Here is a 19,567-nt window from a genome sequence, read left to right on the forward strand (position 1 = left end):
TAATATGCGTAAATAAAACGGTAAATATGTAATTAAATGGAAAAATGTGATACTTTGATTCAAATGAATTTGAAAAAACTTGAAAAAGTAGTAAATGGTGAAGGATTACAAGAATCGTTTCATCTTATCGAGATGCATGGTGTCTGCATAGATTCCAAAAACATGAAAGAAGGAAATTTATTTGTTCCAATCATTAGGGTGAAAGATGGGCATGAGTATGTGAAAGAAGCAATGGATAATGGAGCTGTCGCTTCCTTATGGAAAAAGTCTTACGGTACTCCGCCAAAAGGGATTCCAATTATATTTGTAGATGACACTTTGTTTGCTTTGCAACAATTGGCACAATTTTATCGAAGAGAGATAAATGTAAAAGTAATTGGAATTACAGGTAGTAATGGCAAGACTACGGTAAAAGATATAATAGGAGGTATTTTAAGTTCAACTTATCGAGTGCATAAAACAAAAGGTAATTTTAATAGTCAAATCGGTTTGCCGTTAACAATTTTAGAGATGAAACGAGATACAGAGTTTTTAATACTTGAAATGGGAATGAGTGAAAAAGGACAAATTCGAAATTTATCACGAATAGCACAGCCAGATGTAGCGATTATTACAATGATTGGACAGTCACATCTAGAGACGCTTGGATCAAGAGAAGAGATTGCAAAGGCTAAATTTGAAATTATAGACGGATTAAATGACGATGGACTGTTCCTATATAATGGCGACGAGCCATTACTTTCTCAAAATATTAATATGCTAGGTATAGAAAGTAAGTCATTTGGTGGAAAGTATACAAATGATTTGTTTCCAACGAACGTACAATTAGATGAATATGGTGTTCATTTTAAATTAAATAATACAAAAATACAGTACGATGTTCCCTTACATGGAAAACATAATATTTTAAATGCGATTGTCGGAATTGCTGTAGGGCAATTTTACAAAGTCCCTATAGAAAAAATACAAGAAGCATTGCAGCAAATAAATATTACACAAATGCGCTTTCAGTTTTTAACCGCTAAAACAGGTTTTACAATTATTAACGATGCATGGAATGCAAGTCCCTCCTCAATGAAGGCTGCAATTGAAACGTTACAGAAATTAAATGCCTATGAGAAAAAAATAATCGTAATTGGGGATATGTTGGAGTTAGGGAAGGAAGCTAAAACATATCATAGAGAAATTGGTAAAATGTTAAATGAAGAGAGCATCCAATATGTATTTACGTATGGAGCGTTATCTGAAATCGTAGCGGAAGAAGCAAGAAAGAACTATCATACAGGAAAAGTACAGTCATTTGATAATAAAGACGAGATAGCAGAGGAAATATTGAAAGTTATAACGAAAAAGGATGTTGTTTTATTGAAAGGTTCACGTGGAATGGCTTTAGAGGAGATTGTACAAAACTGGATGTGAAAAATTTAAATATATTTAAAAATTACTTGCAATTTATAAACCGAAGAGATAGAATACTCTGTAAATATAAAAAGTGATGATCAGGAAAAGTACATGATGCAAAGGTCTACAGAGAGCAATCGGTTGCTGAGAAGATTGTGATACCGCATGATGGAAAGACACCTGTGAGTGTTGCTTTGAACGTGATAATTAGTAAAAGCAAACGGTACCTACCGTTATCAGGACTAAGATGGTCATTATGACAATTTGGGTGGTACCGCGGAAAAATCCGTCCCTATTTATAGGGGCGGATTTTTGTATTCTTTGAAAGGAGGTGAGTGACCGTGGATGATGACGATGATAACAATAACGTAAATAAATATAAATTTACTGGAGGGAAATGTAATGAAGCGTTCACTCACAAAAGAATGTACAAAGCAAAGCGGAAAAGTTGTATTACTTCAAGGATGGGTAAAAAAGATTCGTCATCTAGGTAATGTTAGTTTTTTATTAATAAGGGATCGATCAGGGGTTATGCAATGCGTATTAGAAAACAAGCTAGCTGGATTTAAAGTAGATGTGGAAAGTGTTGTTCAAGTCGTAGGCCAAATAGTAGAGACTTCGAAAACAGAATTAGGGATTGAAGTGCTTGCTCACGAAGTGAAAATATTAAATGGCGCAGAACCACTTCCATTTGAAATAAATAAAAAGAAGTTACAAGTCGGCTTAGATCAACTACTGAATGAACGGGTATTATCATTAAGACATGAGCGAACCGCGGCTATATTTAAAGTGAAATCTACGCTCGTCCAGAGCTTTAGTGAATTCCTTATAGAGAACGATTTCACACGTATATTTACTCCAAAAATTGTTTCGCAGGGGGCAGAAGGAGGAGCAAATGTTTTTAAGCTGCCATACTTCCAAAAAGAAGCGTATTTAGCTCAATCACCACAGTTTTATAAGCAAATGATGGTAGCGGGAGGATTAGAACGTGTTTTTGAAATTGCACCTGTATATAGAGCGGAACATCACAATTCTTCCCGTCATTTAAATGAATATATATCGTTAGACGTAGAGATTGGCTTTATAAATGATTTTCATGAAGTGATGCAATTAGAAACGGATGTTTTAAGATATATGTTTCAACAAGTAGCAAAAAACTGTGAAAAAGAGCTACAACTATTACAAATAGGAATACCTGTTATTACTGAAATACCGAAAATTACATTGTTACAAGCACAAAAAATCTTGAAAAGTAAGTATCGTAAAGAATCTCCTGTAGGGGATTTAGATACAGAAGGTGAAAAGCTACTAGGGAAATATGTGAAGGAAACATATAAGAGTGAATTTGTTTTCATTACACATTATCCGAAAGAAGCGAGACCGATGTATACGATGCCGAATAACGAGAATCCAACTATTACTGATTCGTTTGACTTACTATATAAAGGATTAGAAATAACTTCAGGGGCACAGAGAATTCATAATTATGAAATGTTACTAGCTTCTTTTAAAGAAAAAGGATTACATCCAGATACATTTCAATCTTATTTAAATACATTCCGATACGGTTGTCCCCCGCACGGTGGTTTTGGAATTGGATTAGAGAGAATTGTATACAAACTGTTAGAATTAACAAATGTACGAGAGGCGAGTGCTTTTCCAAGGGACTGTACAAGGCTTATTCCTTAATGATAAGAGAAGGAAATGCATCCGTTGCGCTATTTTATAGTGTAACGGATTTTTTAGTTCGCAAAATTCAGCACTTTCTCATCAAATTTTAATGGAAGCTTAATTGTGCTCTCTTTTTTCATCTTTAATATAAGCGGTAGATACGAAAGATATATAAGGTGAAGGGAGAAATATTACATGCGTATTTTAGTTGTACCATCAGGATTTAAAGAAAGTTTAGGGGCGAAGGAAGCTGCTGATGTAATGAAAGAAGGGATTTTAAAAGTTATGCCACTTGCTACTGTAGAGACTTTACCGATGGTTGATGGCGGGGAAGGGTTTACAGAGGCAATTATAAATATTACTGGTGGAAAAATGTATAACGTACAAGTAACGGGACCTGTTGGAGACGAAATACAATCTTATTTTGGTATTTTTGAAACGAGAAATGGTGAGCGTACAGCTGTTATTGAAATGGCGCTACAGAAAGTACAAGGTGAAATTAAACATACTATATTAGAAAAGAGAAATGAGATAGAAGTGTTTGTAATTACGGTAGAAACAAATGATAAGCAAAGTAAGGTAGTTGAGATTGAAAAAACAACTGGTCAAATTCAATTGTTAGAGAAGCCGATGACAAAAATTACAGAAGAGCAGGCAAAAGAAATTGCAGTGCAGCAAGTGCCAGGGAATGTAAAGAGAATTAGGCTTGAGCAAAAAAATGAAAAGAATATATATGTAATAGAAATAGAGAAAAGTGCAAATGAGAATGTGATAGTAGAAATTGAAGAAAATACAGGCGCTTTTATTGGTACTTCACAAATACAAAAAGTTATAACAGAAGAGCAGGCGAAAGAAGTTGCGTTACAAAAAGTACAAGGTGGTTCTATCGAGAAGGTAAGTATAGTTGATATAAATGGTATGGCTACCTACCAAATTATAATAAAAAAACAAACAGAAACGGTTGATGTAAGAGTACATACAATAACAGGAGAAATTATATCAACTACATCGGTAAATAATGCTATTCAGCAAAAGGAGTCATCACAACAACAAGATGAAGATGATCAAGAAGAAGGCAATGATGATCAAGAAGATGATGACGAAGGATAATCACAACAATAAACGGGTTCTCATCAAATTTTAATGTTTCTCACAGTTTTCTTTCATTTTAACATTTTAGTATGTAAGTAAGAAAGAAATAAAGAGGAGGAACATGAAATGAAATTATGGATTGGAATTGTAATGGTGCTTTTAATTGCTGGAGGGACAGCATATGGTGTAAATGCAATGGAACATGAAGAAACGGGATTTGAAGAGACAAAAGAAAAAAGTTATAAAAGTAAAGAGCTTAGTCCGGAAACAGCTAAACAAATTGCAGTTGAAAAGGTAAATGGAGTTGTAGAGGAAATTGATGTAGAACGTATGGACGATAATGGTGTATATGAAATAGAGGTAGAAACAAATGTAGGTGAGGAAGAAATATATATTAATAAGAAAAACGGGAATATCATAGCGGAAAAGGAATTTGAATTAATAAAAAATGAAGATGATGATGAACAAGATGAAGACGATATGGATCATGATGATCTAGATGATTAATAACACTGCTTTATTGTACAAAGTTACAATGGAACATTCTTTTCGACAAAAAAATTAATATATAGCTTGACAGTTACAAATATAACCGATATACTTCATATTAATTTCAAAAGAAAATATATTCTAAATATTAAAATGTGTTGAATAGGAGTAGTAAGGTCGTATATTTGTACAGAGAGCTATGGGTTGGTGTGACATAGTCAAATGACATCCTGAACTCGCCTAGGAGCAGTAAGGTGGAACGGAATCACATTCTTAGTAAATCTTAACGGTTAACCTTCGATATTAGGTTTGTAATCAAACGATTACTACTAAGGTGGATTCATAATAGAATCAATAAGAGTGGTACCGCGTTAAGCAAATGGCTTAGCGTCTCTTTATATAGAGACGCTAAGCCATTTTTTTATTTTATAGAAATAGAAATGGAGGGTTTATTTGAATTGGTCTATATAATTTGATTATTTATATAAATAAATTTAATTAGGAGGAAAATAAGATGAAACAGACAGAGCAATGGACTTCGAAATTAGGTTTTATAATGGCTGCAGCAGGATCGGCAATTGGACTTGGCGCAATATGGAAGTTTCCTTATATCGCTGGGAAGAGCGGGGGAGGAGCATTCTTTTTAATCTTTATATTATTTACTGTATTAATTGGATTACCACTACTTATAGCTGAATTTATGATTGGACGCAGTACGCAGAAACAAGCAGTTGGCGCATTTAAAAGTATTGCACCAAATACAGGATGGCACTGGATTGGACGCCTTGGTGTTGGAACGTGTTTTATATTACTTTCGTTTTATAGTGTTGTAGGTGGATGGGTATTCATTTATTTATTCAGAGGAGTAACGGGACAACTTATTACTCCAGGACAAAATTACGGTGCATTATTTACTGAAACAATTGGAAATCCGGCTTGGGCAATTATGGGACATTTCGCTTTTATGTTCATTACGATTTGGGTCGTATCAAAAGGTGTACAAAACGGAATTGAAAAGGCAAGTAAATATATGTTGCCAGCGTTGTTCGTTTTATTTGTCGCTCTTATTATTCGTTCATTAACACTTGATAATGCAATGAAAGGTGTGAAGTTTTTCTTACAACCAGATTTTTCAAAGATTACTTCAGAAAGTATTTTGTTCGCAATGGGTCAATCATTCTTTGCGATTAGTATCGGGATTTCAATAATGGTCACATATAGTTCCTATTTAAATAAAAAAGAAAGTTTACCAAAATCAGCAATAACAATCGTTGGGTTGAATTTATTTGTTTCATTATTTGCGGGTCTTGCTATTTTTCCAGCTGTATTTTCATTAGGAATGGAACCAACAGAAGGGCCTGGATTACTATTTATCGTATTACCATCTGTATTTAGTCAAATTCCATTTGGTGGGTTTTTCTTAACAGTATTCCTTGCACTATTTACATTTGCGACATTAACATCGGCATTTTCTTTACTAGAGACAGTTGTTTCAGCATTAGCAAATGGGGAACAAGAAAAGAGAACGAAATTATCATGGATGATCGGTTTCGGCATTTTCTTAGTAGGTATACCATCAGCGTTATCATTTGGAATATGGAGTGATATTACGATTTTCGGAAAGAATATTTTTGATGCAGTAGACTTCTTATCTAGTAATATATTAATGCCACTTGGTGCACTATTTATTAGTATTTTCGTTTCATTTAAAATGGAAAACAAGGTATTAGAAGCAGAGTTTTTTGTAGGTGGTAATTATGGAAAGAAAGTATTTACTTGTTGGGCGTTTTTACTTCGATTTGTAGCACCACTCGCAATCATTATCGTCTTTTTAAATGTAATAGGGATTATTTAACAGTAGATGTTATAATATTCAGTAAAAAAAGAAGGTGATGATCATAAAGGCGAATTTGATAGAAACAGGGGAATACATGCATATTAGAGGGAAAAAGCTATACGTTGAAACACATGGAAATCCTAAAAATAAGCCAGTTCTATACTTGCATGGTGGACCGGGGGAAAGTTGCTATGATTTTTCATTTCATCAAGCGGAACGTTTAAAAGATTCTTTATATGTAATTATGATAGATCAAAGAGGTGTTTGTCGCTCAGAAAAAATTACTGAAGACGAAGCTTTTGGATTAAATGATTTGATTGAAGACTGTGAGGAATTAAAAAAAGTATTACAAATTGAGAAATGGTCTGTAATTGGACATTCTTTCGGTGGATATTTAGCATTGTTATATGCATCGATATATCCAAGTTCAATAGAGAAAATAATATTTGAAGGACCAACTTTCGATTTCGCATTAACAAGTAGGGCTTTGTTACAAAAGGCAGGGCATTTATTAAAAAAGTATGGAAAAGGAGAAGTAGCAAAAGAGTGCTTTGCTTATTCATCTAGCGATGCTTGTTCAAAAGAGTTGTTAGAAGCTTATATAAGAATAAGTGATGAATTAGAAGAAAAAAGAATGGAACTTTACAATTATAAGGAAGATGTGACAGACGAGAGTTTATATAGTGATGAAGAGTGGGAAGAATTTTCAAATCGCTCCAAGATTCATTTTGATAGATTAAAATTAGAAGGAGCATTTCATACTTCATTATTACGAAAAATAAAAGATGTACAAAATCCAATGCTATTAATTGTAGGAAAACATGATGTAGTAACGTGTGAAAAACAAATTGAAATATTTAATAAAGATGCCCGAAACGGCAAGTATATCGTATTTGAAGAGAGCGGTCATTCACCTCATTATGAGGAAGCAGATAGATTTGCAGAAACAGTCATACATTTTTTGAAATGAAGAAAAGGGTGCTTCTCTAAATAAGAAGCATCCTTTCTAAATTTCTGGATATGTGATTGTAATGCTAGGCCACTTACTTTGCCAATTCTTTTTTATAACTCTGTTTTTGTATATATGTAATCGTTCTTTTGATTCAAGAAAATGAGCTGTTGGTCTCACTTGTAAGGAAAGGACATCTTCAATACCGCACGGAGCTGTTAATATAACATTGTTTTTTTCGTCTAATGTAACCCCTAAAGCCGTTGCTGTTTCAGGAAATTTAGAAATAGCATCAACAGAAGAAGAGTACGGTAGCATATTATTCACTACATGCATACGAGCTTGATTTTTTACTGACCAAGGTATAGAGGCATCCAAATTTATTAGTTTCTTTTCTAATAATTGTTCGTATATCTCATCTTTACGAAAAGGGTCAAAATAAATGACATCAACGTCTGGTGTAGTTGTTCTTATTTCGTAGTTATGTAAAGTATCCCAAATTTTAGAACGAACAAACCCGGCGCAAATCCACCAATCAGGTAGCTCAAGTGATTTTGCTAATTGTAATACGTTCATCATCCATTCGTCGTTTTCTATTAAGCGAATGATATGTTGCTCTGTTTGGATATTCATTGATATATTCACCTTTCTAGTAAATTAATGTATTAGTTCAATAATCCATAAAATCCAGTAAGCACCTGGTACAAATAGTAGTTGTGCTAATAATGTACCGAAAAGTCTAGAAATCATTAGCCAACCGTACATTTTACTCATAGACTCAGCACCATTCTCTGATTGTAAAGCACGTTCTGTTAAAAGAGCGATGCGTGGATCGAGTAGTACGGTTAATAAAATTGTAGCAAAACCATTTACAAGACCAGAAGCTGTACTTGCGTTTGTTGCATAATCTGGATTTAGAAAAGAAGCGTAAAGGGCAGAAAGAACACCTGCTGTATAAATAGCAGTAGCAAACATATTAATAAGCATAATACGTTTTGGAATACCACCAATGCGTAGTCTATGAATCATTTCTAACTTTGGAAACCGTACATATTTTTTTGTGTACTTTAACTTTTGAATGTTATTCGTCTTCATCATTCGAATGAATGAACCATCTGTTTCAAAATTTTGAATGACGTATCCAAATAGTTTTGTCAAAGTTGGATACAGTATAATTGCAAGTAATGTACCGATAGAAGCAGATAATAGAACGAGACGTATAATATGCTCTAAATCAATAGAAGAATCTAGTTTTGCTTCATCGACAATACCACCGATTAAAAAGGCTTGTAGTAAGTTAGATGTTCTAGAAATAAGCAGTACCATTCCTACGACGGATAAGGCAACGGCAATCTTTTTTAAACGTACACCAGCTAATCGAATACTATAAGAGCTAGTTTCAACCGCATGGATAATAATTGTGAAAGCCATTATAAAAATTAACGTAATTGACATTTGTTTCACCAGTTTCTATTAAAATAATTGTAACTTTTTCACTTTACCATATGTATCTTTTTTTGTAACTGAAAGTATGTGACATAGGAAAAGTAATTTTTCAGAAAAAAAGATAATGATAGTATTATAATAAAAGAGGTAATAGGAAAAGCTGTTATAGGTTACTTATAAAGTAAAATGAGTGGGGGATTGAAACGTGTACACAACATATTTATTTGATTTAGATGGAACATTGGCGGATCCGAAAGAAGGAATTATAAATTCAGTATTGTATGCAGTGAACTACTCACCACTTAGCAAAGCTTGAAGTGGGAGCTTCTCAGTTCCACGATGAAAGCAACCTTTCGTCTCCCTGAGCGTTACTTCGGGGCGTTCCATCCCTAGATGACCAACGATTGGATGTTCTCTTTATACGGTTGATATTTTACGCAGGAACCGAATGGCTTGGTTTTCGCACTCTATTTTCTTCCTGCAACCTGCTATATCAAGTTATCAAAGAACCTCATATAGCTAGTTTATCAAAATTTTTTGACTACTGTCAAACCGAAATTCATCTCCCACCTATCGTTGGGCTACACCCTTCACACGCCCCAGGAAGGAGAATTCTTTCGGGGAATTCGTTAAAAAAAGTTGGCATCGAAGAATTACATGTAAGTGAATTAGACTCATTTATTGGTCCGCCCATCCAGCAATCATTCGTAGAGAGATATAATATGAATGAAGGAGAAGTTGAACGAGCTGTTTTTTATTTCAGAGAGTATTTAAAGCAGCGTGGATTGTTAGAGAATAAAGTATATGAGGATATTCCAAATCTTTTGAAACAATTAAAAGATACCGGAAATCGTTTATTTATAGCAACTTCAAAGCCTACTATATTTGCTGAACAAGTTATAGAGCATTTTCAACTAACAAATTATTTCGAAGGTATCATTGGAAGTAATTTAGATGGTACAAGAATAAAAAAGAAGAAATCATTGCTCATATTTTACAAACAAATGAAGAACTTAATAAAGAAGAAATTGTTATGATTGGAGATAGAAAGCACGATATAATCGGTGCGAATTATAATGAGATTGCTTCAATTGGTGTTTTATACGGTTATGGTAGTGAAACAGAGTTGACTGAAGTTGGTGCGACTCATATCGTAAATGATGTAAAAGAACTACATCATTTTTGTTTAGAAAATAGTTTGATAAAGAAGTAAATATAGAGACTAATAATCCCTTTATAACGTATGATGATGAAATCGTTTTTGTTTAAAGGGATTTTTTATATGTAATCGAATATGTATAATTAGACATTTTTAGCATGAAAAATTTGTATGAATAAGAGGAGGGATGTCAGAATCAAAAGATTAGTAGTAGAAGTTTATCAATAAAAGTTTGAATCTTCTGTTAAAGGAGGGGTATAATTGGAGCTAGTTATTATATTATTAGCACTTAGTTTACTTATGTTTGTAGCTTATAGAGGCTTTTCTGTTATTTTATTTGCACCGATTTTTGCTTTATTTGCGGTATTTTTGACAGAGCCTAGTTTTGTATTACCTTTCTTTTCGAATATTTTTATGGAGAAAATGGTAGGTTTTATTAAACTATATTTTCCTGTATTTTTACTTGGAGCAATATTTGGGAAAGTAGTAGAAATGTCAGGAATTGCGGACTCAATTGCAAAGACAATTATAGAGTTGGTTGGTGAAAAACGTACAATATTAGCAATTGTATTAATGGGGGCTATTTTAACGTATAGCGGTGTTAGTGTGTATGTAGTAGTGTTTGCTGTATATCCATTCGCAGCAAAGCTGTTTCGACAAGCGAATATTCCAAAACGTTTAATCCCTGGAACGATTGTTCTTGGAGCAGTCACGTTTACGATGGATGCGCTACCTGGATCACCACAAATTCAAAACGTAATACCTACAACTTTTTTCAAAACGGACATTTATGCTGCACCGATACTTGGAATTGTAGGAGCAATTTTTGTTCTTACATTAGGTTTACTATATTTAGAGAGTAGACGTAAGAAGGCAAAGGCAGCAGGAGAAGGATATTTTGGTTTTAACGATGGTAATACTGAAATGGCAGCTTCTTTACAAGTAGAACAAAAAGATATGCCGTTACTGAAAAGCCTTGAAATTACAAGAGCACAGCAAGTAATTGCTTTTATACCACTTATTTTAGTAGGTGTAATGAATAAAGTTTTTACTATTATGATACCGAAGTGGTATCCGAATGGTTTTGATTTTTCTGCAATTGGTATGAAGGCATTTGGAAAAGTAGAGTTAAGTGCAGTAGTTGGAATCTGGTCAGTAGAATTGGCACTTATTATAGGTATAGTAACAACGTTATTATTATATTGGAAACGAGTCGTAACAGGATTTCAAGCTGGATTGAATACAAGTATTGGCGGAGCGTTACTTGCGACGATGAATACAGGAGCTGAGTTTGGATTCGGTGGTGTTATCGCAGCACTTCCAGGTTTTGCGATTATGAGAGATGGCATTTCTGCCACGTTTACAAATCCGCTAGTGAACGGAGCAGTCACGACGAATATTTTAGCTGGCATTACAGGTTCTGCATCAGGAGGAATGGGAATCGTTTTAAGTGCAATGGGTGATAAGTTTATTGCAGCAGCTAATCAATTCGATATTCCGTTAGAAGTAATGCATCGTATCGTATCAATGGCATCAGGAGGAATGGATACATTACCACATAACGGAGCTATCATTACTATTCTTACAGTAACTGGGTTAACACATAAACAATCTTATAAAGATATATTTGCTATTACAGTTTTGAAAACGCTTGCTGTATTTTTAGTTATCGCGTTCTATACTTTAACAGGAATTTATTAAATAGATATTTTATAGACGAAAATATTAATTAGGGAAAGAAGAGGTGGAGTACTTGCAAGAAGTTGCTGAATTTCGTATGCCGAAGTCTGTATTATATGGAAGAAATTCGCTTGAAAAACTGGGGGAACAATCCAAGAAGTTTGGAAAAAGAGCTTTTATAGTAACTGATACAATTATGGAGAATTTAGGATATGTTGAGAGTTGTATACAACAATTAAATACAAAAGGTATTACCGTTATTACATATAATAAAGTAAATGCTGAGCCTACAAATATACACGTGTTAGAGGCGTTAACTATTTGTAAAGAAGAAAAGTGTGATTTTATTATCGGTCTTGGTGGTGGAAGTTGTATTGATGCAGCAAAGGCAGTTGCGGTGTTATATACAAATGGCGGAGAAGTAGAAGATTATGTCCAAAAGGATATGGAAATAGACAATGATCCGCTACCGCTCATTGCAATTCCAACAACTTCGGGTACTGGGTCAGAAGTAACAAGTGTAGCAGTAATTACGAATAAACGAACAGATGTAAAAATGATGATGAAACATCCGAGTTTTACCCCGCAAGTAGCGATTATTGATCCGATTTTAACACGTTCTGTACCACCTCATATTACAGCAGCAACAGGGATAGATGCATTATGTCATGCAGTCGAAGCATATATTTCTAAAGTTTCACAATCACTTACAGATGTACTCGCTCTTTCCGCTATTGAAAGTATTATGAAATATTTACGTATTGCATATGAAGATGGAGAGAATATGGAGGCAAGAGAAGCGATGATGATTGCTTCCTTACAAGCTGGAATTGCATTTTCAAACGCATCTGTTACATTAGTTCATGGCATGTCAAGACCAGTAGGAGCGTTATTTCATGTACCACATGGTATATCAAATGCAATACTATTACCTACAGTTTTAGAGTATACAAAAGTGAGTGCAGTAAAAAGACTAGCAGAAATTGGACGCTGTTTAAATAAAGATATGTATTCCTATTGTGATGAAGAAGTAGCCGATTACACGCTCGGGGAAATAAAAAAACTTTGCTTTGATCTTCGTATTCCAAATTTAAAAGAATACGGAATTGGTGAGGTTGAATTTGAAAAAGCTATTTCTAAAATGGCATCTGATGCAATTGAAAGTGGAAGTCCAGCAAATAACCCACGTGTGCCATCCTATGATGAAATTAAACAGTTGTATCGAGAATGTTTTCATTATCGATATGAAGATTCTATAAAAACATTAGAGTTTTAATTTCAGAATATTCTTATAAAATTTCCTTGGAAATAGTTAAAACAAGACTTTATATTTTGAACGTAAAGTCTTGTTTTATTATGTATAATATACATAATAAAATGTTTGAATCAGGTTATAAAAATAGTGTGAGGTAGGTGTAGTAGTTATGAAAACAATAGGATTAATTGGTGGTATGAGTTGGGAATCAACTGCTGAATATTATCGAATCATAAATGAAGAAATAAAAAAGAGATTAGGAGGGTTACATTCAGCAAAATGTATAATCAATAGTGTGGACTTTGAAGAGATTGAACGGTTCCAATCTAACGGAGATTGGAATGGAGCAGGAGAGGTATTAGGGAATGCAGCATATTCGTTACAGAGTGCAGGGGCAGATTTTATAATTATTTGTACAAATACAATGCATAAAGTAGTTGAGAAAATAAAGGAGAATATTCATATTCCAGTCTTACATATCGCAGATGCAACTGCGAAAGAAATGAAAAGAAAAGGTATTCAAACTGTTGGTTTACTTGGAACAAAATATACAATGGAGCAAGATTTCTATAAATCACGTATTAAAGAGAATGATATAAAAGTCATAGTACCATTAGAAAAAAATAGAGAAAAAATAAACGAAGTCATATATACAGAATTATGTTTAGGAAAAATCGTATCTCAATCCAGAGAGTATTATAAAACAGTTATAGAAGATTTAGTGCAAAAAGGCGCACAGGGTATCATTTTAGGTTGTACAGAAATAGGATTATTAATAAAGCAGGAAGACGTATCAGTTCCAATATTCGATACGACTTATATACATGCAGTTGAAGCAGTTAATTTCGCTGTAGAAGATAGATCATAATTATATTATGTAATCTAATTTGTATATGTGGAAAACATTCAGAAAATATTTTATAATGTAAGTGGTTACATGTAAGGGGGAATGCGTATGTTTTCAGTTCGACCAATCGCATTTGTACATAATGAAAGAAAGGAAATAAAAGACGATGAGTGGGGAGAAGTAAAATCCTATATTACTTTAACTGAAATGTATACAGAAGAAAGTATACAAGGGATTGAAGATTTTTCTCATATTGAAGTTGTTTTTTATTTTCATAAAGTAACTGATGAACAAATTCAATATTTTGCTAGATATCCTAGAAATAATCATGATTATCCTAAAGTAGGTATTTTTGCACAGCGTGGGAAAAATCGTCCGAATCGTATAGGAGCAACCATTGTAAAGGTAATCAAAAGAGAAGGTAAATCCATTATTGTTGAGGGGTTAGATGCTATTGATGGCACCCCTGTATTGGATATAAAGCCAATAATGAAAGAGTTTATGCCGAAAGAAGAAATTGTACAGCCTAAATGGGCAACGGATATAATGAAACAGTATTGGAAGGGGAATGGAGTAAAATGAGAATATATGAGGCAACAATTGCAGATTTAGATGGACTAGCATCAGTTTTTAATAACTATCGTATGTTTTATAGACAAGATTCCGATCTAGAAGGAGCAAAAGTATTTTTACGAAATCGAATCGAGAAAAAAGAATCAGTTATTTTCGTGGCAGTTGAAGATGGGGAATATATTGGATTCACACAATTATATCCATCATTTTCTTCTATTTCGATGAAAGAATTATGGATTTTAAATGATTTATTTGTACAAGCTGCTAAGCGCGGGGCAGGAACAGGGAAAAAATTATTAGAAGCTGCGAAAGGATTCGCCTTAGAAAATGGTGCAAAAGGTGTAAAATTACAAACAGAGATTGATAATTTATCAGCACAGCGATTATACGCTGAAAATGGATATTTGAGAGATAATCGTTATTTCCATTATGAATTAACTTTTTGAGATATGTATAGTTAAATGAGATGTTTTCACTCTGTGAAATAAAAAATCATTTATAGTTCCCTTTCTATACTAAAGGGAAGGAACTTATATAATGTTATATATTATATAAATATTGGTACACTGCTTAATGAAAGTGGTGTACTTTTTTATTTTATAGATCCCGTATACTTCATTTACAATAACAATTAATTTGGTTATAAAAATATATATTGTTTTTTGAATTTCTGGTCTAATTAAAAGTGTTTATATGAGAGTAAATACAGTTAAAGAGATAGCGACTGCTTAAGGAAATATAAATAGCGTTCTTTCCTTAAGAAGAGCGTTCAAGTAGCTGTTTAATTTGGTAACTGCTAGCATCTGTATTTTAGGATGTATAAAGTTAATAACTAATGATTGATAAGAAATCTTATTAACAACAGTTTAAACAAGGTTTCTGATTTTACCAACGTGGCAGGATAGCTGAATAAGAAGATTTAAAGTGCAATTTTCAAATACATACAATTGGATTGTATTTTCATTTGACAATTTTAGTACGTTCGTACTAAAATTGGTGTATGGAAAATAAAAAATTAAATCGTCGAACACAAATTATTGAAGATGCTATAAAAGTACTTGTTGAAGGAGGTTATTCAAATGCTTCGATTGGAAATATTGCTAAAAAAGGAGGGATTAGTAAAGGAGTTGTAACGTACCATTTTCCAAATAAAGAAGAATTGATGAAAGCTGTTGTTGAATATTCTTATGCGCTTGCGGTTCCTTATATGGGGAAATCTATGGAAGGCTTAGATAGTGCCCCTGCATTTCTTCGTGGATATATCGAATCGAATTTAAGGTTTATGTTTGAGCATAGAAAATACGTGATGGCAATTATTGAAGTTGTTTCAAATGCTCGAACTGAAAATGGGGAATTACTTTACAAAAATGAAGATGAATCTATATATGAACCGTTAATCGAGATTTTTAAGTGGGGGCAAGAAATTGAAGGGAGTTTTAGAGAGTTTTCACCTCTTATAATGGCTAAAACTATACGAAGTGTAATTGACTCAATTGGACCGCGAATTGCAAAGGAAGATGTTTCAGATATGGAAAAATTAATAGCTGAAATAACTGATACGTTTGATTTTGCCACTAGAAAAAATATTTAAAAGAAAAGGAGATGAAATAGTGGGGGCTTCTAAATTTAAGCGGTTAAATAAAAAGGTTATTGCTGCAAGAAAGATGGAAGGGATTATCTCCTTATTTGTATACATAGTCATCATTGTTACATTGCTATATTGTACGTTCACATTCCATTGGCCCGAATGGATTGTCATTATTACAACGTGTTTAGCGATTATTTCCCTTCCTTTTGAATTATATTGGGCACCAATGTGGAGATATCGTATATGGCGATACAAAATAAACGAAACTAGTATTCAAATTCAAAAAGGTATTCTGTTTAAAAGAAAAATATTAATACCTATGGGGAAAGTTCAGCATATAGATGCGAAGCAAGGTCCTATTTTAAAAAGGTATCATTTATATACCCTTACGCTATCAACGGCTGCAGGTAGCCATCATATTCCAGGATTAGCTGAAGAAACGGCAGATTCTATCCGAAAAGAAATTGAAATCTATGCGAGGTTATATGATGAACAAGTCTAAGAATAAGAATCAACAGCTTCATCCAGTTTCGATTCTTTACTTCATCGTTGTAGCTATAAAAGAATCTTTATCTTATATTTGGTTGTTTCCCTTATTAGTTTTGTTGGTACATAAACAAATGGGAAACCAAATTTCTACAGTGAAAATTGGAGTAATAGTAAGTGTATTTCTGATTATGATGTTTTTAATTGTAGGAATTTTAAAATGGAAATCCTTTATTTATGAAATTCAAGAGAAGGCGATCTATATTCAATCTGGTTTGATTATGATCAAGAAAAAATGGGTAACGCCTGATCGTATTCAATCTATTGATTCTACAATTCGTGTGTACGATCATTTTTTTTCCACGCTAACACTTACTATTGAACTTGCAGGTGGAGATGAATCCAGTATCACCTTTAGTTGTATATCAAAAGAAGAAGAACGACGTATTCGAGACATTTTACAAGTGAATTTACAGGACGATACCATAGGTGAAATAGATGAATCAATACTTCATTTGTCAAATAGTGATTTAGCTTTACACAGTTTTTTGTCACCGAAATTTGGAGTTATCTTAATGATATTAACCCTGGGCTTACTCAAATATTGGGATATGACAAAAGGAGGCAATCAAAATACCTTATTCACTTTCTTATTCAATTGGTTTGGATCAAATTGGATTGTGATAACAATCGTTCTTGTTTTGATTATATCGTTCATTCTCTCATTATTACTTACTTTTGAAAGTGACTACCATTTCACGATCAAGAAAAATTGTAAAGATGAATTAGAAGTTGAACAAGGGCTATTGGAAAAGAAATATCGAACAATTACCAATAGCCGTATACAGGCACTTCTAATAATTGAGCGACCATTACATCGCTTATTAGGGTATGCATCTATTCAAGCTATTGTTATTCGTAATAGTCAAAATGAGCAAAATGAAAAAAGCATTGCAATCATCCCTTTTGTTAAAAAGAAAAAAGTGAAAACTTTACTGAAGTCTTTTACTGGTTATCAAAAAAGTGATTGCTTACAGCAGCTTACTAAAGGAGCTTCTTTTCATTATAAAGTCCTCCCTTTTATAGTAGGACTTCTTATTGCAATTGCAATATGGTTATATATACCAGCATATTATCATTACTTCGCAATAATAGTCCCCTTTATCCCTTTATTTTTAGGGTGGATGGAATTTAAAATGATTGGTTGGAACCAAAATGAACATTTTTTAACGCTTCAATATGGAAGTTTATCTCGTAAAACAGTCATTATTAAAAGAGGGCGTATTCAGTGGATTTCCGTACGACAGACAAACCTACAGGAAAAACAGCATTTAGCATCTTTGAAGTTAGCAATTGCTTCAGGTAAGGAAAATATTAAGTTTTCATTGAGCCATATTCCAGTAGATGCTGCAAACTATATTTATAAAAATACGCTAAAGATAAAGAAAGAGGGATAAATATGAAAATCTTTTTAGGAATAATCGGGCTTGTTATTTTGGGGATTGGTGTTCGCGCTCTGTTTTCTGGGACATTCATTCTAGAAAACGTCATTCCGAGTATTTCGCATACAGCAGGTAATATTCTTTTGATTATTATTAGTATTGTTTTAATTGCATTTGGATTCAAGGATCATAAAGAGTAATAGAACTAAATAATAAAATAAACCATAATCATTCTATTTTTGTGAAACACTAAACTTAAACTAGTACAAACTTTTTTATGAAAATCCGATATTTAGTTAAAAAGAAACGCCATTTTGATCAATATTTTTTCAAAATGGCGTTCTTCATTATCAAATAAAGAATTCATAAACAACTTTTTTAGCAATCTTTATTCTTATCGGAATTAGCCCCTCAACATGTATTTGAGAAAATCATTCCCAATGTTGTAGAAGATGAAGTTATTTGTGGTGCGAACAGGATCAGATGTACAGAATTATACTGCTTTTTGATATTGTTTAATCTAAACAATGTGAAGACCCTTTGGTGAATTTTTATTGGTAATTTAAAATCCAATTTGTCGCATCTTCAAAGTTTTCTGCAATGTAGTTTGGTTCAATATGTGCCCACTTGTCTCGGTACGTATGTAAAGCGTCGTATCCAGCACCTGTTCGTACTAAAATCGTTGTCGCATTCACTTTTGCTCCTGCAACGATATCAGTCCAGCGATCACCAATTACAGCACATTGTGTTAAATCAAGCCCGTGTTTTTCGGCTGCTTGTAGCAGCATGCCTGTATTTGGTTTACGACATTCGCAACCATCACCGTGTTTATGAGGACATACGTAAATATCATCAAAACCGAAGCCTTTTAATTCTTGTGAGAAATCGGCTATGGTCGCTATCCCATCCGCGATACCTGGTTGATTTGTAAAAGAGAAAAATTTTATATGATTAGCTTTTAATTTTTGCAGTGATGCTTTTGTAAAAGGAAATAATGTAAATGATCCTGGGTAATGTATGGTAGTATCGCCACCAATTGTACCGTCACGATCAATGAAAATTGCTTGAATGTTTGTCATAGTTATAGTCCTTTCAATTAACAAGTAGTTTAAAAATGTTTTACAAATCGATATCCATTCACTTCATATCCTAATTTTTTGTAAAAAGGATGAGCTTCTACTCTTTTTGTTCCACTAACTAGCCATGTGCCAATGCAATTATGCTTCTTTGCTAATTGCTCTGCATAATCCATTAATGCTTGCCCAACGCCTTTCCGTCGTATTGTAGAATCAACGCTAATAATTGAAATTTCTCCATACCGAGTTACATCTTCTAAATTTTCACGTATACGAAACCCAAGTAATCCAAGTATAGTTTTTTCTTCCTCATAAACATATAACAAATCAAAAGGACTCATTTGTACGAATTGCAATCGGTTGTTCATATCTTCATACGAAATAGAGGAACCTTTTAATTCTTTTGTTAAAGAACAAAGTGCATCTATATCGTCTATCGTAGCTTCACGAATTTCAAAAGACATATTATCCACTCCAATTAAATGTAATCAAACATTAAGTATTCTATTAAAAAATATTTATTCCTGCTATGAAAATAAATATTTTATAATGATATATAGATAGTTGTATGTTATT

The 19,567-nt window shown here is 33.2% G+C and carries 19 protein-coding genes, 1 pseudogene and 2 other annotated features; of the genes and pseudogenes, 16 read left to right on the forward strand and 4 right to left on the reverse strand.

All coding sequences use genetic code 11. The features are described 5' to 3' along the window. The first annotated feature begins 54 nt into the window (after positions 1-54). From MKY00_RS11125 to MKY00_RS11150, 6 genes are all read left to right on the forward strand, one after another. The gene (locus tag MKY00_RS11125) at positions 55-1,419 is read left to right on the forward strand and encodes a UDP-N-acetylmuramoyl-tripeptide--D-alanyl-D-alanine ligase (RefSeq protein ID WP_016717357.1); all 1,365 of its coding nucleotides are present in this window, start codon (positions 55-57) and stop codon (positions 1,417-1,419) included. A gap of 67 nt (positions 1,420-1,486) precedes the next feature. Then, positions 1,487-1,698: a binding site (T-box leader), on the forward strand. A gap of 105 nt (positions 1,699-1,803) precedes the next feature. Further along, entirely contained in the window at positions 1,804-3,090 is a 1,287-nt protein-coding gene (aspS, locus tag MKY00_RS11130) for an aspartate--tRNA(Asn) ligase (RefSeq protein ID WP_016717358.1), read from the forward strand. 177 nt (positions 3,091-3,267) lie between these two features. Further along, positions 3,268-4,182: a glycerate kinase gene (locus tag MKY00_RS11135; RefSeq protein WP_016717359.1), complete on the forward strand. Its 915-nt coding sequence runs from the start codon at positions 3,268-3,270 to the stop codon at positions 4,180-4,182. A gap of 108 nt (positions 4,183-4,290) precedes the next feature. Next, on the forward strand, positions 4,291-4,671 hold the full coding sequence (locus tag MKY00_RS11140) for a PepSY domain-containing protein (RefSeq protein WP_016717360.1): 381 nt from the start codon (positions 4,291-4,293) through the stop codon (positions 4,669-4,671). Between the two features lie 131 nt (positions 4,672-4,802). Beyond that, positions 4,803-5,051, forward strand: a binding site (T-box leader). 116 nt (positions 5,052-5,167) lie between these two features. After that, the gene (locus tag MKY00_RS11145; protein ID WP_000814526.1) at positions 5,168-6,508 is read left to right on the forward strand and encodes a sodium-dependent transporter; all 1,341 of its coding nucleotides are present in this window, start codon (positions 5,168-5,170) and stop codon (positions 6,506-6,508) included. Positions 6,509-6,545: 37 nt separating this feature from the next. Next, positions 6,546-7,460 carry an alpha/beta fold hydrolase gene (locus MKY00_RS11150; RefSeq protein WP_074585839.1) on the forward strand — a complete coding sequence of 305 codons (915 nt, stop codon included), beginning with the start codon at positions 6,546-6,548 and terminating at the stop codon, positions 7,458-7,460. A 36-nt stretch (positions 7,461-7,496) separates the two neighbouring features. Here the strand turns inward: MKY00_RS11150 and MKY00_RS11155 are convergent, their stop codons facing one another. Together MKY00_RS11155 and MKY00_RS11160 are read right to left on the reverse strand one after the other, a co-directional pair. Beyond that, complete coding sequence (locus MKY00_RS11155) at positions 7,497-8,072, reverse strand: nucleotidyltransferase family protein (protein WP_001025801.1); 576 nt, start codon at positions 8,070-8,072, stop codon at positions 7,497-7,499. 24 nt (positions 8,073-8,096) lie between these two features. Continuing rightward, positions 8,097-8,894, reverse strand: coding sequence for a lipid II flippase Amj family protein (locus tag MKY00_RS11160; RefSeq protein ID WP_000028910.1), 798 nt, complete (start codon positions 8,892-8,894; stop codon positions 8,097-8,099). A 617-nt stretch (positions 8,895-9,511) separates the two neighbouring features. Here MKY00_RS11160 and MKY00_RS11170 point away from each other — a divergent pair. The 10 genes and pseudogenes from MKY00_RS11170 to MKY00_RS11215 all read left to right on the forward strand — a co-directional run. Further along, positions 9,512-10,098 (forward strand): annotated as a pseudogene (locus MKY00_RS11170) (HAD-IA family hydrolase); the annotation flags it as partial. 207 nt (positions 10,099-10,305) lie between these two features. Further along, positions 10,306-11,745, forward strand: a complete 1,440-nt coding sequence (locus tag MKY00_RS11175; RefSeq protein ID WP_016717363.1) for a GntP family permease — start codon at positions 10,306-10,308, stop codon at positions 11,743-11,745. A 52-nt stretch (positions 11,746-11,797) separates the two neighbouring features. After that, positions 11,798-13,000, forward strand: a complete 1,203-nt coding sequence (eutG, locus tag MKY00_RS11180) for an alcohol dehydrogenase EutG (protein WP_016717364.1) — start codon at positions 11,798-11,800, stop codon at positions 12,998-13,000. Between the two features lie 148 nt (positions 13,001-13,148). Continuing rightward, a complete protein-coding gene (locus MKY00_RS11185) occupies positions 13,149-13,847 on the forward strand; it encodes an aspartate/glutamate racemase family protein (RefSeq protein WP_016717365.1) in 699 nt (232 codons plus the stop codon). An 87-nt stretch (positions 13,848-13,934) separates the two neighbouring features. Further along, positions 13,935-14,408, forward strand: a complete 474-nt coding sequence (locus MKY00_RS11190) for an SAM-dependent methyltransferase (protein WP_016717366.1) — start codon at positions 13,935-13,937, stop codon at positions 14,406-14,408. After that, positions 14,405-14,845 (forward strand): GNAT family N-acetyltransferase, encoded by a 441-nt coding sequence (locus MKY00_RS11195; protein WP_016717367.1) that lies wholly within the window; start codon positions 14,405-14,407, stop codon positions 14,843-14,845. Before MKY00_RS11190 ends, MKY00_RS11195 begins: the two co-directional genes overlap by 4 nt. 554 nt (positions 14,846-15,399) lie before the next feature. After that, positions 15,400-15,990: a TetR/AcrR family transcriptional regulator gene (locus tag MKY00_RS11200; protein WP_016717368.1), complete on the forward strand. Its 591-nt coding sequence runs from the start codon at positions 15,400-15,402 to the stop codon at positions 15,988-15,990. Positions 15,991-16,009: 19 nt separating this feature from the next. Beyond that, the gene (locus MKY00_RS11205; RefSeq protein WP_016717369.1) at positions 16,010-16,489 is read left to right on the forward strand and encodes a PH domain-containing protein; all 480 of its coding nucleotides are present in this window, start codon (positions 16,010-16,012) and stop codon (positions 16,487-16,489) included. Next, a complete protein-coding gene (locus MKY00_RS11210; protein WP_016717370.1) occupies positions 16,476-17,930 on the forward strand; it encodes a PH domain-containing protein in 1,455 nt (484 codons plus the stop codon). The genes MKY00_RS11205 and MKY00_RS11210 overlap by 14 nt, the downstream gene beginning before the upstream one ends. Positions 17,931-17,932: 2 nt before the next feature. Next, a complete protein-coding gene (locus tag MKY00_RS11215; RefSeq protein WP_016717371.1) occupies positions 17,933-18,115 on the forward strand; it encodes a hypothetical protein in 183 nt (60 codons plus the stop codon). A gap of 351 nt (positions 18,116-18,466) precedes the next feature. Here MKY00_RS11215 and MKY00_RS11220 read toward each other — a convergent pair whose 3' ends face one another. Next, positions 18,467-18,994: an HAD-IIIA family hydrolase gene (locus tag MKY00_RS11220; RefSeq protein ID WP_016717372.1), complete on the reverse strand. Its 528-nt coding sequence runs from the start codon at positions 18,992-18,994 to the stop codon at positions 18,467-18,469. 29 nt (positions 18,995-19,023) lie between these two features. Continuing rightward, complete coding sequence (locus MKY00_RS11225; RefSeq protein WP_016717373.1) at positions 19,024-19,455, reverse strand: GNAT family N-acetyltransferase; 432 nt, start codon at positions 19,453-19,455, stop codon at positions 19,024-19,026. Between the last annotated feature and the right edge of the window lie 112 nt (positions 19,456-19,567).

The sequence above is a fragment of the Bacillus sp. FSL R9-9834 genome, assembly GCF_038006905.1.
Taxonomy (GTDB): Bacteria; Bacillota; Bacilli; order Bacillales; family Bacillaceae_G; genus Bacillus_A; species Bacillus_A pacificus.